Below are 13,341 nucleotides of genomic sequence, written 5' to 3' on the forward strand. Positions count from 1 at the left end.
GACCTCGGGGCAGCCCGATCAGGAGGACAGCTTCTCGAGGATCAGCTCCCGCACCCGGCCGGCATCGGCCTGGCCGCGCATCTCCTTCATGACCGCTCCGATCAGCGCGCCTGCGACGCCGAGATTGCCGTCACGGATCTTCTGCGCCGCGTCGGGATCACCCGCGATCGCCCGGTCGACGGCCTCGCCGAGTGCTCCGTCGTCGGAGACCACCTCGAGCTGACGCCCCACCACGACCTCCTCCGGGGAGCCCTCCCCCGCGATGACACCGTCGAAGACCGACCGAGCGAGCTTGTCGTTGATCCGTCCGGCGTCGATCAGGGCCTGGATCTCGGCGACCTGGCTCGGCGTGATGCCGAGGGCATCGAGGTCGTGCCCGGTCTCGTTGGCGCGCCGGGCCATCTCGCCGAGCCACCACTTCTTGGCCGTCTGCGGTGTCGTGCCTGCCTCGACCGTCGCGACGATCAGGTCGAGCGCGCCCGCACCGATCGTGTCGCGCATGTCCAGGTCGGAGAACTTCCAGTCGGCCTGCAAACGGGACCGGCGTACGGCCGGCGGCTCCGGCAGCGTGGCCCGGAGCTCCTCGACCCACTCGCGCGATGGCGAGACCGGCGCGAGATCGGGCTCGGGGAAGTAGCGGTAGTCATCGGCATCGGACTTCTCGCGGCCCGACAGCGTCGTGCCGGAGTCCTCCTGGAAGTGCCGGGTCTCCTGCACGACCTTGCCACCCGCATCCAGGATGCCGGCGTGGCGGGAGATCTCGTAGCGGACGGCCCGCTCGACGGACCGGAACGAGTTGACGTTCTTGGTCTCCGAGCGGGTGCCGAGCACCTCGGAACCCTTGGGCTTGAGCGACAGGTTGACGTCGGCGCGCAACGAGCCCTGATCCATCCGGACGTCCGAAACGCCCAGGCCGCCGATCAGGTCGCGGACGTGCGAGACGTACGCGCGGGCGACCGCAGGGGCCTTCTCCGGCGTCACCTCGATCGTGCGGGTCACGATCTCGATCAGGGGGATTCCGGCCCGGTTGTAGTCGACCAGCGAGAAGTCAGCACCGTGGATGCGTCCGGTCGAGCCGCCCACGTGGAGCGCCTTGCCGGTGTCCTCCTCCATGTGTGCGCGTTCGATCTCGATCCGGTACGTCTCGCCCTCGACCTCGACCTCGACGAAGCCGTCGAATGCGATGGGCTCGTCGTACTGCGAGGTCTGGAAGTTCTTGGGCATGTCGGGATAGAAGTAGTTCTTGCGCGCGAAGCGGCACCACGTCGCGATCTCGCAGTTGAGCGCGAGGCCCATGCGGATCGCCGACTCGATCGCCTTGGCGTTGACGACCGGCAGCGCGCCGGGCAGCGCCAGGCAGATCGGGCAGACCTGGGTGTTGGGCTCGGCCCCGAACCCGGTCGGGCAGCCGCAGAACATCTTGGTCGCGGTGTTGAGCTCGATGTGGATCTCCAGGCCCATGACCGGGTCGTAGCGGGTCAGCGCCTCGTCGAACGGGACCAGCGTCTCGCTACTCATCGAACAACCTCCAGCTCGGGTGCCTGGGCGATCAGGGAGCCGCCCCATTTTTCCTCGAGCAGCCGCTCGAGCGCCGCCGCTGCGTTGTAGAGCCGGTCGTCGGCCTTCTGCGGAGCCAGGAACTGCAGGCCGACCGGCAGGTCGTCCTCGGTCGCCAGGCCCACCGGCAACGACAGGCCAGGTATCCCGATCAGGTTGGCCGGGATCGTCGCGACGTCGCCGAGATACATCGCGAGCGGGTCGTCGAGCTTGTCGCCCAGCGGATAGGCCGTCGTGGGAGACGTCGGTGACACCAGGACGTCGACGCCCGCGAAGGCGGCCGCGAAGTCGCGGGCCAGGATCGTGCGCACCTTCTGCGCCGAGCCGTAGTACGCGTCGTAGTAGCCACTGGACAGGGCATAGGTGCCCAGGATGATCCGACGCTTGACCTCGTCACCGAAGCCGGCCTCACGGCTCGAAGCCATGACCTGCTCGGCGCTCGGATCATCGACGCCCGCAGGCGGGACGCGGACGCCGTAGCGCATCGCGTCGAACTTGGCGAGGTTGCTGCTCGCCTCGCTCGGCATCACGAGATAGTAGGCGCCAAGCGCGTACTGCAGGCTGGGGATCGACACCTCGACGACCTCGGCACCAGCCGAGGTGAGCAGCTCGACGGCCTCGTCGAACCGCGCCCGGACGCCGGGCTGGAATCCTTCGCCACCCAGCTCCTTGACGACGCCGATGCGCAGCCCCTTGACGTCGGCGCGGCGAGCTGCGGCGACGACTCCCGGGACGGGCTCGGGGATGCTGGTCGAGTCCATGGGGTCGTGACCGCCGATGAGCTCGTGCAGCAATGCCGCGTCGAGGACCGTGCGGGTGACCGGGCCGGCCTGGTCGAGGCTGCTGGCCATCGCGACGAGGCCGTAGCGACTGACTCCGCCGTAGGTCGGCTTGACGCCGACCGTGCCGGTCAGGGCACCGGGCTGGCGGATCGATCCGCCGGTGTCGGTGCCGATCGCGAGGGGTGCCTCGAAGGCGGCGACGGCGGCGGCCGAGCCGCCTCCCGATCCACCGGGGACCCGGGTGCGGTCCCACGGGTTGCGGGTCGGTCCGTAGGCCGAGTGCTCGGTCGACGAACCCATCGCGAACTCGTCCATGTTGGTCTTGCCGAGGATCGGCAGACCGGCAGCCTTCAGCCGCGCCGTGACGGTTGCGTCGTACGGCGGGATCCAGCCTTCGAGGATCTTGGATCCGCAGGTCGTCGGCAGGCCCTTGGTCGCGAGCACGTCCTTGACCGCGATCGGCACGCCGGCGAGGTAGGACAGCTGCTCTCCCTTGGACCGGCGCGCGTCGATCTCGGCCGCGACGGCCAGCGCGCCATCGGCGTCGACGTGCAGAAACGCATGGAGGTCACCGTCGACCGCGGCGATGCGGTCGAGGCTGGCCTGGGTGATCTCGACGGAGCTCACGTCCTTGGCCGCGAGCGAACGAGCCAGCTCGTCGGCAGTGGATCGGGTCAGGTCGGGGTTCATGCTTGTTCTCCCAAGATCTTGGGCACCAGAAAACGCTGCTGGTCGGACGCCGGGGCGGCGGCGAGCGCCTGCTCGGGGGTCAGGCACGGCACCACGACGTCCTCGCGGAACACGTTGTCGACCGGCACCGGGTGGCTCATCGCCTCGACGTCGTCGCCGGCGGCCTGCTGGACGCTCGCGACGTGGTCGAGGATCGCGGGCAGCTCGGACGCGAGATGGTCGAGCTCGGCGTCGCTGAGATCGATGCGAGCGAGGCCGGCCAGATGGACGACGTCGGCTCGCGAAATACCCTTGGCGGGCTCAGACATACAGATCCTTGCAGTGGGTTCGGGGATACCGATCCATCCTAGTCACCGTCGCCGCCGCGGCCGAGCGGGCGTCGGGCGTCACAGATAACGAGATTCTCTGCAAGGATTCGAGCATGACCCAGCAGCGAATCTCCCAGTTCAGCACCGGCGGCATGACGTTCGACGTGATCGACAGCGGCCCGATCGACGGGACGCCCGTCGTGCTCCTGCACGGCTTCCCCCAACGGGCGACGTCGTGGAGCGCGGTGGCCGAGCAGCTGCACGCGCGGGGCCTGCGGACGTACGCCCTGGACCAGCGTGGCTACTCCCCCGGCGCTCGGCCGCGCTCACGGTTCGCCTACCGGATCTCCGGGCTGACCTCGGACGTCATGGCTCTCATCGACCGGATCGGCTCACCGGTCCACCTGGTCGGGCACGACTGGGGCGCTGCGGTCGCGTGGAGCGTCGCGGCGAACCACCCCGAGTCGATCCGCTCGTTGACCGCAGTGTCGGTCGCGCACCCCGGCGCCTTCGTCAAGTCGATGCTCAGCAGCTCGCAGCTGCTCAAGTCGTACTACATGCTGATGTTCCAGCTGCCGTTCGTGCCCGAGTGGTTGCTGAGCCGACCCGACGGGCTCGGCGAGAAGATCCTGCGGGCAGCGGGCATGACCTCGTCGATGATCGTGACGTTTCGCGCCGAGATCGTCGCCGACGGGGCGCTGCGCGGCGGCTTGGGCTACTACCGGTCGCTGTTCCTGGCACCCCCGGGCGAGTTCCGCCGCAAGGTCTCGGTCCCCACGACGTACGTCTGGAGCGATGGCGACGCCGCGCTGGTACGCCGGGGTGCCGAGCTCACGCCGCAATTCGTGACCGGCCCGTACGAGCTCGAGGTGTTCGAGGGTGCCAGTCACTGGCTGCCCGACGAGCGACCCACCGAGCTGGCCGCCAGCATCGCCCGACGCATCAGCGCATGACACAACCCCTCTAGGCTGGACGCATGCCACCGCAGAAGCCCGACGACATGGGCATCCTCGAAGCGATCGCCTTTTTCGTGGAGCTCGCGATGGTCGTGCTGCTGCTCTTCGCGGGACACGGGCTGGCGGGTGGTTGGCGTGGCTGGGCAATCGGTGCGTTCCTCGCCTTCGTCGCGATCGGCATCTGGGCGCAGTGGATGGCTCCGAGCTCGATGCGCAGGCTCGACCAGCCGACGCGGGTCGTCGTGCAGGTCATGCTGTTCCTGACCGTGGCTCTGTACGCCGCGGCCGCCGGGCTGGTGTGGTGGGGCATCGCGTTCGCTGTCGTCGCGATCGCGGTCTTCGTCGCGCTGGCGCGACAGGACGCCTGAGCCCGATCAGGTCAGCGGCAGCTGCCGCACGCTGTGGAATCGGCGGGGCGAGCCGTCGAACGGGTCGGTGAACTCCAGCTCGTCGGCCAGAAGCTGCAACGGCCGGCTGAAGTCGTCGGTCGCGATGTCCTGGACCTCGGGGTACAGCGGGTCGTCGACGATCGGGATGCCCAGGCCGTGCAGGTGGAGGCGCAGTTGGTGTGTGCGCCCCGTGCGTGGAGTCAGGCGGTAGATCCCCAGGTCACCGGACGTCGACTCCAGCTCGACCCGGGTCTCGGCGTTGACCGGCGCATCGGGGACGACCTCGGCCTGCCACGTCCCCCGCTGCTTCGTGAGGTGGTTGCGGACAACGACCGGCAGCTCCAGCGAGGGCCGCTTCGGCGCAAGCGCCCGGTAGGTCTTGCGCACGGCACCGTCCTGGAACAGGGTCTGGTACGCGCCGCGCCACCGGCGCTCGGTCGCGAGCAGCAGGAGCCCGGACGTGACGCGGTCGAGCCGGTGCAACGGTGACAGCTCGGGCAGGCCCAGCTCGGCGCGCAGCCGCACGACGACGCTCTGCTGCACGTGGCGCCCCCGCGGGATTGTGGACAAGAACGCAGGCTTGTCGACCACGATGAGGCGTTCGTCCTGGTGGACGATCACGATCCGACCGGGCACCTCTACCTCGTCGATCAGGTCGCGATGGAACCACACGAACGTGTGCGGGGCATAGGGGTGGTCCTCGGCGACGGCCAGGCCGCTGGCATAGACGAACCGCTCGTCGGCCAGCATCTGGGTCACCTCGACCCGCTCCGGCAGGCGGTGACGGAGCCAGGCTCCCATCGTCGGCCACGTGTCCGGGTGGGGCCGATCGCGGTCGGGGGTGCGCAGCCACGCTGCCCCGAGCCCGTGTCGTGGCGGCAGCGGCGAACGGGGAGGCACGCCTCGATGCTACGCGCCGGTCAGCCGGGCCTCAGCGTTCGGACGTGCGCGCGGATCCGGAGCCATCCGCGCTCGGATCGCGCAGCAACATGCTCCGCACGGGGGGCAGCTCGGCCCGGATCGACTGGTGCAACGCTCCGCGGAAGAACACCAGGTGATTCTCGTCGTCCCAGCGCGAATCGATCATCGTGTTGAGAGCGAACATCGCGTCATCCCCCTGGCTCACGACGAAGTCCTGCCACTGCTGCGCCGATACGTGGACGAAGAACGATTCACCATCTCGGTCGACCGCGGAGACGACGTCAGGGGCCGTGCGACTCACGTCGGTGCACCCACGCTTGAGCGTCACCTCGACGTCCTCGGCAGCGTGGCCGGACAGGGGCCCCGCCGAGCCTCGACCGCTGACCGCCGACGACCACATCGCAGCCACGTAGGCCGCGTAGGCATTGACCTGGTCCAGCCCGCTGGCCGTGCGCCACGCCGAGTCGAACAGCAGCCGCGCAGTGATGGCCTTGCGATTCGCTCGCACCGTGACCTCGAGATCGTCGAAACCGTCCTCGGACTCAACGATCCGGACCGACTCGATCCGGTGGTCCCGCCCATAGCCGTCGCCCCGGTCGATGCCGTCGGACGGATCATTGGCGTCGAAGACCGCTTGGAGCGCCCGGACGAACTCGGAGTCCTTCATGCGTGCACCGCCAGGCAGTTGGAATTGAAGATCCGTCGCCGGGTGCGCTCGTCCGTGCAGATCATGTCCGCGTCGGACATCGGATCCAGGTCGCGGTCACAGCACTCGCAGCGGGGTCGGATATCGAGCATGGGTCCAGTATGGCGCCCAAGCCGCCGGATGTGCGCCGACCGCTACCGCCAGTGTCGACGACGGTGGGTCGAGCCACGGCTCACTGCAGCCCGTCGGCACCGTCCTCGTCGCGGGCGTCAGTGTCCGCCGGACCGTCGGCAAGAAGGCGCTCGAAGCCCTCCTCGTCCAGGATCGCCACCCCCAGCTGCTCGGCCTTCTCGGCCTTGGATCCGGCGTTGTCCCCCACGACGACGTAGTCGGTCTTCTTGGACACCGAGCCCGACGCCTTGCCGCCGTGGGCGATGATCGTCTCCTTGACCGAGTCACGGGTGAATCGTTCGAGCGAGCCCGTCACAACGACAGTGAGCCCTTCGAGGGTGCGGACTATCGACTCGTCACGCTCGTCCTCCATCACGACGCCGGCATCCCGCCACTGCTGGACGATGCCCTCGTGCCAGTCGACCTTGAACCACTCGATCACCGCCTCGGCAATCGTCGGGCCGACCCCGTCGACCGCTGACAACGTCTCGAGCGAGGCCGCCTGGATCGCATCCATCGTGGCGAAGTGGGTCGCGAGCGCGCGAGCAGCCGTCGGGCCGACGTGGCGGATCGACAGCGCCACGAGGACCCGCCACAATGGCTGGGTCTTGGCCTCCTGAAGATTGGCGAGCAGTGCGATGCCGTTGGCGCTGAGGAGCCGGTCCGCCGCTCCGTCTTCGAGCTCCTTCTTCTTGGCCGCGCGGGTGTAGAGCGGCACCGTGAGGAGCTCCTGCTCGGTCAACGCGAACAAGCCACCTTCGTCGACCAGTACGCCGGCGTCCAGCAGCGCCGTGGCGCCCTCCCAGCCGAAGACCTCGATGTCGAACGCCCCCCGCCCACCGACGTGGCTGAGGCGTTCACGCAGCTGAGAAGGACACGAGCGGGTGTTGGGGCAGCGAATGTCCTTGTCACCCTCGCGGGCAGGGGCCAGCGGCGTGCCGCACGAAGGGCACTCGGTCGGCATCACGAACTCCCGCTCGGTGCCGTCGCGCAGCGCGACGACCGGGCCGACGATCTCGGGGATGACGTCACCGGCCTTGCGCAGCACGACCATGTCGCCGATCAGCACGCCCTTGCGCTTGACCTCGTGCTGGTTGTGCAGGGTCGCCATCTCGACGGTCGAGCCAGCCACCCGGATGGGCTCCATGACGCCATAGGGGGTGACGCGACCTGTGCGGCCCACATTGACCCGGATGTCGAGCAATCGGGTGTTGACCTCCTCGGGCGGGTACTTCCACGCGATGGCCCAGCGTGGCGCGCGCGAGGTCGACCCGAGCCGGCGCTGCAGCTCGACCTGGTCGACCTTGACCACGACACCGTCGATCTCGTGCACGACGTCGTGACGGTGCTCGCCGTAGTAGTCGATGAACTGCTCGACCTCAGTGAGCGTCTTGACGACCTTGGCCCGCTCGCTCGTCGGCAGGCCCCACGCCTCGAGTGCGTCGTAGGCCTCGCTCTGGCGGACCGGCGTGAAGCCTTCGCGGTAGCCGAGCCCATGACACACCATGGACAACGGGCGTCCGGCAGTGACCGAGGCGTCCTTCATGCGCAGGGTGCCCGCCGCCGCGTTGCGCGGATTGGAGAACGGGGTCTTGCCGGACTCGGCCCAGGCGGTGTTGAACTCCTCGAACTCCTTGGTCGGGAAGAACACCTCGCCACGGACCTCGACATAGGCCGGGACGGGATAGGCGTCCGATGCCGTCAGCTCGTGCGGGATGACCTTGATCGTGCGGACGTTGTTGGTGACGTCCTCCCCCACCCGCCCGTCACCGCGGGTCACGCCACGCGTGAGCCGGCCGTGCTCGTAGGTCAGCGAGATCGCCAGCCCGTCGACCTTGAGCTCGCAGAGGAACTCGGCGTCGTCGACGCCCTCACGCACGATCCTGGCGTGCCACGACTCGAGCTCCTCGACCGAGAAGGCGTTGTCGAGGCTCATGAGGCGCTCGCGGTGTTGGTAGGCCTCGAAGGACGACGAGGCGTAGCCACCGACGGTCTGCGTCGGCGAGTCGGGGGTGCGCAGCTCGGGCAGCTGCGCCTCGAGCGCCTCGAGCTCGCGCATCTGCTCGTCGTAGTCGGCGTCGGACACGGTCGGTGAGTCGTCGACGTAGTAGCGCTGCCGATGCTCCTCGAGCATCTCGGCCAGCTCCTTGTGCCGCTGCCTGAGCTCGTCGTCGGTCGCCATGATCTGACTTTATCGTCGTGCGGCGACACTCTGCGCGGTGGCGAGCGCCTTCGCGGCCCAGCCCGGCGACGCACCCGCGAGTCCGCACGTCGGAGTGACGACGAGCCGGTCGGCATAGGACTCCTCGTCGAAGCCGAAGTGCCCGAAGAACGTCTCGATCCGTCTGGCCGGCTCGAGGTCGGTGACCCCCATGGAGTCGGCCGAGGGGATGACTCCGAACCACAGGTCCACCCCCTGCTCGAATGATTCCGCCCACACGTCGTCGGGTCGGACGAGTGACAGGTCGAAGGAGATCGCGCTGAAGCCGGCCCCGACCAGGAGAGCGACCGGCACGTCCGGGGCGCACGAGTGCACCGCGGCCCGGGCGCCTGCCCCGGTCACCGCGTCGACGACGATCCGCAGGAGCTCATCCGTCTCGGGGGGGTGCACGCTGCGGTGGCGGGAGAACCCGCTCGCGGTCGGGATGCCGCCCGTCATGACCGCGACGATCGACGGCTCGTCGACCTGCACGACCAGATCGGCGCCGGCGAAACGGCGGCGCACGTCGGCGATGTGCGCCCTTAGGCCCTCCGCGAGCGACTCGGCGATCTCCCGGCGGGCACCGTGATCGGCCAGCATCTTGTCGCCACGGGGACGCTCGACCGTCGCGGCGAGCGTCAACGGTCCGGTGACCTGGAGCTTGAGCAGGCCCTGGTGCGTTCCGGCCAGCTCCTCGGCGGAGTCCAGGTCCTGCGCAAGGAGGGAGCGCGCCCGCCGGAGGTCCGAACCCGCGCCGACGCCGACGCGCCAGCCGTCCGGCTGCAGATCGGCGTCGAGCCCGTCGAGCACCGCGAGGGTGCGGCCGATCATGCCGGCGTGCACACCTCGACCGGGCAGCTCGGGTAAGAAGGGAAAGTCGCCGACCTCGCCGAGCACGAGCCGCAGCGACTCCGCGAAGTCCGTGCCGGGCATCGAGCCGATTCCGGTGGCCAGTGCCATGTGATTCCTGTCTGAAGGAGTGGTGTCGTCCAGCATCCGGCCGGATCGGGTGGCCGCTAGCCGGCCAGCACGCGGGAGGTGCTGCTGATTGTGGCCGAGCCGACGACTCGGGTGCCGGCGTAGATCACGCAGGCCTGGCCCGGGGCGATACCTTCTGCCGGATCGACCAGGTCGACGCGCACGTCGGTGCCGTCGACCACGACCCGGGCGCGGTGCTCGTCCCCGTGGGCACGCAGCTGCACGGTGCAGTCGAGCACCTCGGTCGGAGCGGTGCCGCACCACAACGGCTTGATGCACTCCAGAGCGTCGACGACCAGGGCCGCTCGCGAGCCCACCGTGACGGTGCCGCTGACCGGCTCGATGTCGAGCACGAAACGCGGCTTGCCGTCGTCGGCGGGGATCCCGAGCCGCAGCCCCCGGCGCTGGCCGATCGTGAAGGCGTACGCGCCATCGTGCTCCCGCAGGACCGCACCGTCCTCGTCGACGATCGTCCCCGGCTTCGGACCGAGCTTGTCGGCGAGCCAGCCGGCGTTGTCCCCGTCGGGGATGAAGCAGATGTCGTGGCTGTCGGGCTTCTGCGCGACCTGGATGCCGCGGCGGGCCGCTTCGACCCGTACGACGTCCTTGGTCGTGTCGCCCAGCGGGAACAGCGAGTGCGCCAGCTGGTCCTGCGTCAGGACGCCCAGGACGTAGGACTGGTCCTTGCTCATGTCGATCGCCCGGTGCATCTCGATCGTGCCGTCCGGCGCGGTCTCGAGCTGGGCGTAGTGACCTGTCGCGACGGCGTCGAAGCCCAGCGCCAGAGCGCGATCGAGCACTGCGGCGAACTTGATCTTCTCGTTGCAGCGCAGGCACGGGTTGGGCGTGCGACCCGCGGCGTACTCGGCGATGAAGTCGTCCACGACGTCATCGGCGAACTCCTCGCTCATGTCCCACACGTAGAACGGGATGCCGAGCTCGTCGGCGGCTCGGCGAGCGTCGCCGGCGTCCTCGATCGAGCAGCAGCCGCGGGCACCCGAGCGGTACGAGCGAGGGTTGCGGCTCAGGGCGAGGTGCACGCCAGTCACGTCATGCCCCGCGTCGACCGCGCGGGCCGCGGCGACGGCAGAGTCGACCCCGCCGGACATCGCGGCGATGATCCTCACAACGTGCTCCGCACGAGGCTGGCCCGCTGGGCGCGCTGGTGCACGGCCGGCAACGCCGCCAGGAGTCGGTCGACGTCGGCCTCGGTCGACGTGTGGCCGAGGCTGAACCGCAACGACCCGCGTGCCGCGACATCGTCGTAGCCCATCGCCAGGAGGACATGGCTCGGCTGGGGTACACCGGCAGCGCACGCCGAACCGGTCGAGCACTCGATGCCCTGGGCGTCGAGCAGCATCAGCATCGCGTCGCCCTCGCATCCCGGAAATGTCACATGGGCGATGTTGGGCAGCCGGTGCTCGGGGCCGGTCCCGTGGTCACCGTTGACGATGGCATCCGGGATGACCCGCATGATGCCCTCGACGAGCCGCCGCCGCAGACCCTCGATGCGTTCCACGGTCTCGGCCTGACGCCCGACCGTGACGTCGACCGCGGCCGCGAACGCGGCGATCAGCGGGACGCTGACCGTGCCGGACCTCAGGTCGCGCTCCTGCCCGCCGCCGTGCAGGAGCGGGGTCGCGTCGATCTCCCGGCGGATCAGCAGGGCGCCGACGCCGACGGGTCCGCCGAGCTTGTGCGCCGTGATCGTCATGGCGTCGAGTCGGCTGGCCGCGAAGTCGAGCGGCAGGTAGCCGGCCGCCTGCACGGCGTCGCTGTGCACCGGGATGTCGTGCGCCCTGGCGATCTCCACAACATCGGCGATCGGCTGGATCGTGCCCATCTCGTTGTTGGCCCACATCGTGGTGATGGCCGAGACCGTCGACGGATCCCGCTCGACGCTGGCTCGCAGCTCGTCGACCTGGATGCGCCCCGCGACGTCGACCGGCGTCATGTCGATCTCGGCGCCCTCGTGCTTGGCCAGCCAGGTGACCGGGTCGAGCAGCGCGTGGTGCTCGATCGAGCTGAAGATGATCCGGTTGCGTGCGGCATCCTGGGCCAGTCGGGACCAGTACAGGCCCTTGATGGCCAGGTTGTTGGCCTCGGTGCCGCCGGAGCAGAACACGACCTCGCTGGGCCGGGCACCGAAGCGCTCGGCGATCAGCTCGCGAGCCTCCTCGACGGTGCGGCGGGCGGCGCGGCCCGAGGCATGCAGCGACGAGGCGTTGCCCGTCAGCGCGAGCTGTTCGGTCATCGCAGCGATCGCCTCCGGGACCATGGGCGTGGTCGCCGCATGGTCGAGGTAGACCGTGCCGTCAGAGTCGTTCATCGCTCAACAATCGTAGCCCGCCCCCGGTGACGTCACCGGGGCCGTCTCGCCGCGGCACGTGCCCGGGGCGCTGCGTCCTACCATCGGAGTCATGAGCAGCCGGACGTACGACCTCGACCGTGCCCACGTGTTCCACTCCTGGTCAGCCCAGGCCGAGATCACGCCGATGGTGATCACAGGGGCCCAGGACAGCGAGATCTGGGACGAGGACGGCAACCGCTATCTGGACTTCTCCAGCCAGCTGGTCTTCACCAACATCGGGCACGGGCACCCCAAGGTCGTCGCAGCGATCCAGGAGCAGGCGGCCCGGCTCTGCACGATCTCGCCGGTGCACGCCAACGAGCACCGCTCCGAGGCAGCCCGAATGATCGCCGAGCGCACCCCGGCGGGACTGGACAAAGTCTTCTTCACCAACGGAGGCGCCGAGGCCGTGGAGCACGCGGTACGGATGGCCCGGCTGCACACCGGCCGGCACAAGATCATGTCGACGTATCGCTCGTACCACGGAGGCACCCACACCGCCGTCAACGTGACAGGAGATCCACGGCGCTGGGCCAGCGACACCGCGACGGCCGGCACCGTGCACTTCTTCGGACCGTTCCTGTATCGCTCGGAGTTCCACGCCAAGACTCAACAGGAGGAGTGCGAGCGCGCCCTTCAGCACCTCCGGCACACGATCGAGCACGAGGGACCCGCCACGATCGCGGCCATCATCCTGGAGACCGTGCCGGGCGGGTCGGGCATCATGGTGCCCCCTCCGGGCTATCTCGCCGGGGTGCGGAGCCTGTGCGACGAGCACGGCATCCTGTTGATCGCCGACGAGGTCATGTGCGGGTTCGGTCGCACCGGTGCGTGGTTCGCCCTCGACCACTACGACGTCGTCCCCGACCTGATCACGTTCGCCAAGGGGGTCAACTCCGGCTATGTCCCGCTGGGTGGTGTCGTCATCAGCGAACCGATTGCCCGGACCTTCGCCCATCGCGCCTATCCGGGTGGCCTGACCTACTCCGGGCACCCGCTCGCCGCCGCAGCAGCTGTTGCGACCATGACCGCGATGGAGGACGAAGGCATCGTCCGAAACGCCGCCCGGCTCGGCACCGACCTGATCGGACCGAGGCTCGCGGAGATCGCCGACCGGCACGCGTGCGTCGGCGAGGTGCGCGGGCTGGGCGTGTTCTGGGCGCTCGAGCTGGTCGCCGATCCCGTGACCCGCGCGCCACTTGCGCCGTACGGCGGGAGCAGCCCGGCGATGAGCGAGATCCTCGCGTCGTGCAGGCAGGCCGGCCTGTTGCCGTTCGCCAACTTCAACCGCATCCACGTGGTGCCACCGTGCAACATCAGTGACGACGACGCCCGGCGCGGACTGGCGATCCTCGACGACGCGCTGACGCTGGGCGACCGCCACGTGAAGTGA

13 protein-coding genes are annotated in these 13,341 nt (G+C 69.2%); 3 read left to right on the forward strand and 10 right to left on the reverse strand.

The window, feature by feature from the left end:
- Window positions 1-18 precede the first annotated feature (18 nt).
- The 3 genes from gatB to gatC are packed head-to-tail and all read right to left on the reverse strand — an operon-like array spanning window position 19 to window position 3,337.
- Window positions 19-1,518: an Asp-tRNA(Asn)/Glu-tRNA(Gln) amidotransferase subunit GatB gene (gene gatB / locus C6I20_RS10035; protein ID WP_118395836.1), complete on the reverse strand. Its 1,500-nt coding sequence runs from the start codon at window positions 1,516-1,518 to the stop codon at window positions 19-21.
- Window positions 1,515-3,029 carry an Asp-tRNA(Asn)/Glu-tRNA(Gln) amidotransferase subunit GatA gene (gatA, locus tag C6I20_RS10040; RefSeq protein WP_118395837.1) on the reverse strand — a complete coding sequence of 505 codons (1,515 nt, stop codon included), beginning with the start codon at window positions 3,027-3,029 and terminating at the stop codon, window positions 1,515-1,517. Before gatA ends, gatB begins: the two co-directional genes overlap by 4 nt.
- Window positions 3,026-3,337 (reverse strand): Asp-tRNA(Asn)/Glu-tRNA(Gln) amidotransferase subunit GatC, encoded by a 312-nt coding sequence (gatC, locus tag C6I20_RS10045; protein WP_118395838.1) that lies wholly within the window; start codon window positions 3,335-3,337, stop codon window positions 3,026-3,028. The genes gatA and gatC overlap by 4 nt, the downstream gene beginning before the upstream one ends.
- A gap of 113 nt (window positions 3,338-3,450) precedes the next feature.
- Here gatC and C6I20_RS10050 point away from each other — a divergent pair, with 113 nt between their 5' ends.
- A complete protein-coding gene (locus C6I20_RS10050; protein WP_118395839.1) occupies window positions 3,451-4,290 on the forward strand; it encodes an alpha/beta fold hydrolase in 840 nt (279 codons plus the stop codon).
- Window positions 4,291-4,313: 23 nt separating this feature from the next.
- Window positions 4,314-4,661, forward strand: a complete 348-nt coding sequence (locus tag C6I20_RS10055; protein ID WP_118395840.1) for a YrdB family protein — start codon at window positions 4,314-4,316, stop codon at window positions 4,659-4,661.
- A gap of 6 nt (window positions 4,662-4,667) precedes the next feature.
- On the opposite strand, the gene C6I20_RS10060 is transcribed toward C6I20_RS10055, so the two are convergent.
- From C6I20_RS10060 to C6I20_RS10090, 7 genes are all read right to left on the reverse strand, one after another.
- Window positions 4,668-5,483, reverse strand: a complete 816-nt coding sequence (locus tag C6I20_RS10060; RefSeq protein WP_162891410.1) for a pseudouridine synthase — start codon at window positions 5,481-5,483, stop codon at window positions 4,668-4,670.
- A gap of 130 nt (window positions 5,484-5,613) precedes the next feature.
- Window positions 5,614-6,270, reverse strand: a complete 657-nt coding sequence (locus C6I20_RS10065) for a hypothetical protein (protein ID WP_118395842.1) — start codon at window positions 6,268-6,270, stop codon at window positions 5,614-5,616.
- A complete protein-coding gene (locus tag C6I20_RS17835; protein ID WP_118395843.1) occupies window positions 6,267-6,401 on the reverse strand; it encodes a DUF1272 domain-containing protein in 135 nt (44 codons plus the stop codon). The genes C6I20_RS10065 and C6I20_RS17835 overlap by 4 nt, the downstream gene beginning before the upstream one ends.
- A gap of 80 nt (window positions 6,402-6,481) precedes the next feature.
- Window positions 6,482-8,602, reverse strand: coding sequence for an NAD-dependent DNA ligase LigA (ligA, locus tag C6I20_RS10075; RefSeq protein ID WP_118395844.1), 2,121 nt, complete (start codon window positions 8,600-8,602; stop codon window positions 6,482-6,484).
- A gap of 9 nt (window positions 8,603-8,611) precedes the next feature.
- Window positions 8,612-9,580 carry a methionine synthase gene (locus C6I20_RS10080; protein ID WP_118395845.1) on the reverse strand — a complete coding sequence of 323 codons (969 nt, stop codon included), beginning with the start codon at window positions 9,578-9,580 and terminating at the stop codon, window positions 8,612-8,614.
- A 56-nt stretch (window positions 9,581-9,636) separates the two neighbouring features.
- A complete protein-coding gene (gene mnmA / locus C6I20_RS10085; RefSeq protein ID WP_216822850.1) occupies window positions 9,637-10,725 on the reverse strand; it encodes a tRNA 2-thiouridine(34) synthase MnmA in 1,089 nt (362 codons plus the stop codon).
- On the reverse strand, window positions 10,722-11,927 hold the full coding sequence (locus tag C6I20_RS10090) for a cysteine desulfurase family protein (RefSeq protein ID WP_118395846.1): 1,206 nt from the start codon (window positions 11,925-11,927) through the stop codon (window positions 10,722-10,724). Before C6I20_RS10090 ends, mnmA begins: the two co-directional genes overlap by 4 nt.
- A gap of 91 nt (window positions 11,928-12,018) precedes the next feature.
- Between C6I20_RS10090 and C6I20_RS10095 the strand changes: the two genes are divergently transcribed.
- On the forward strand, window positions 12,019-13,341 hold the full coding sequence (locus C6I20_RS10095) for an aspartate aminotransferase family protein (protein ID WP_118395847.1): 1,323 nt from the start codon (window positions 12,019-12,021) through the stop codon (window positions 13,339-13,341).

The organism is Aeromicrobium sp. A1-2 (assembly GCF_003443875.1).
GTDB lineage: Bacteria > Actinomycetota > Actinomycetes > Propionibacteriales > Nocardioidaceae > Aeromicrobium.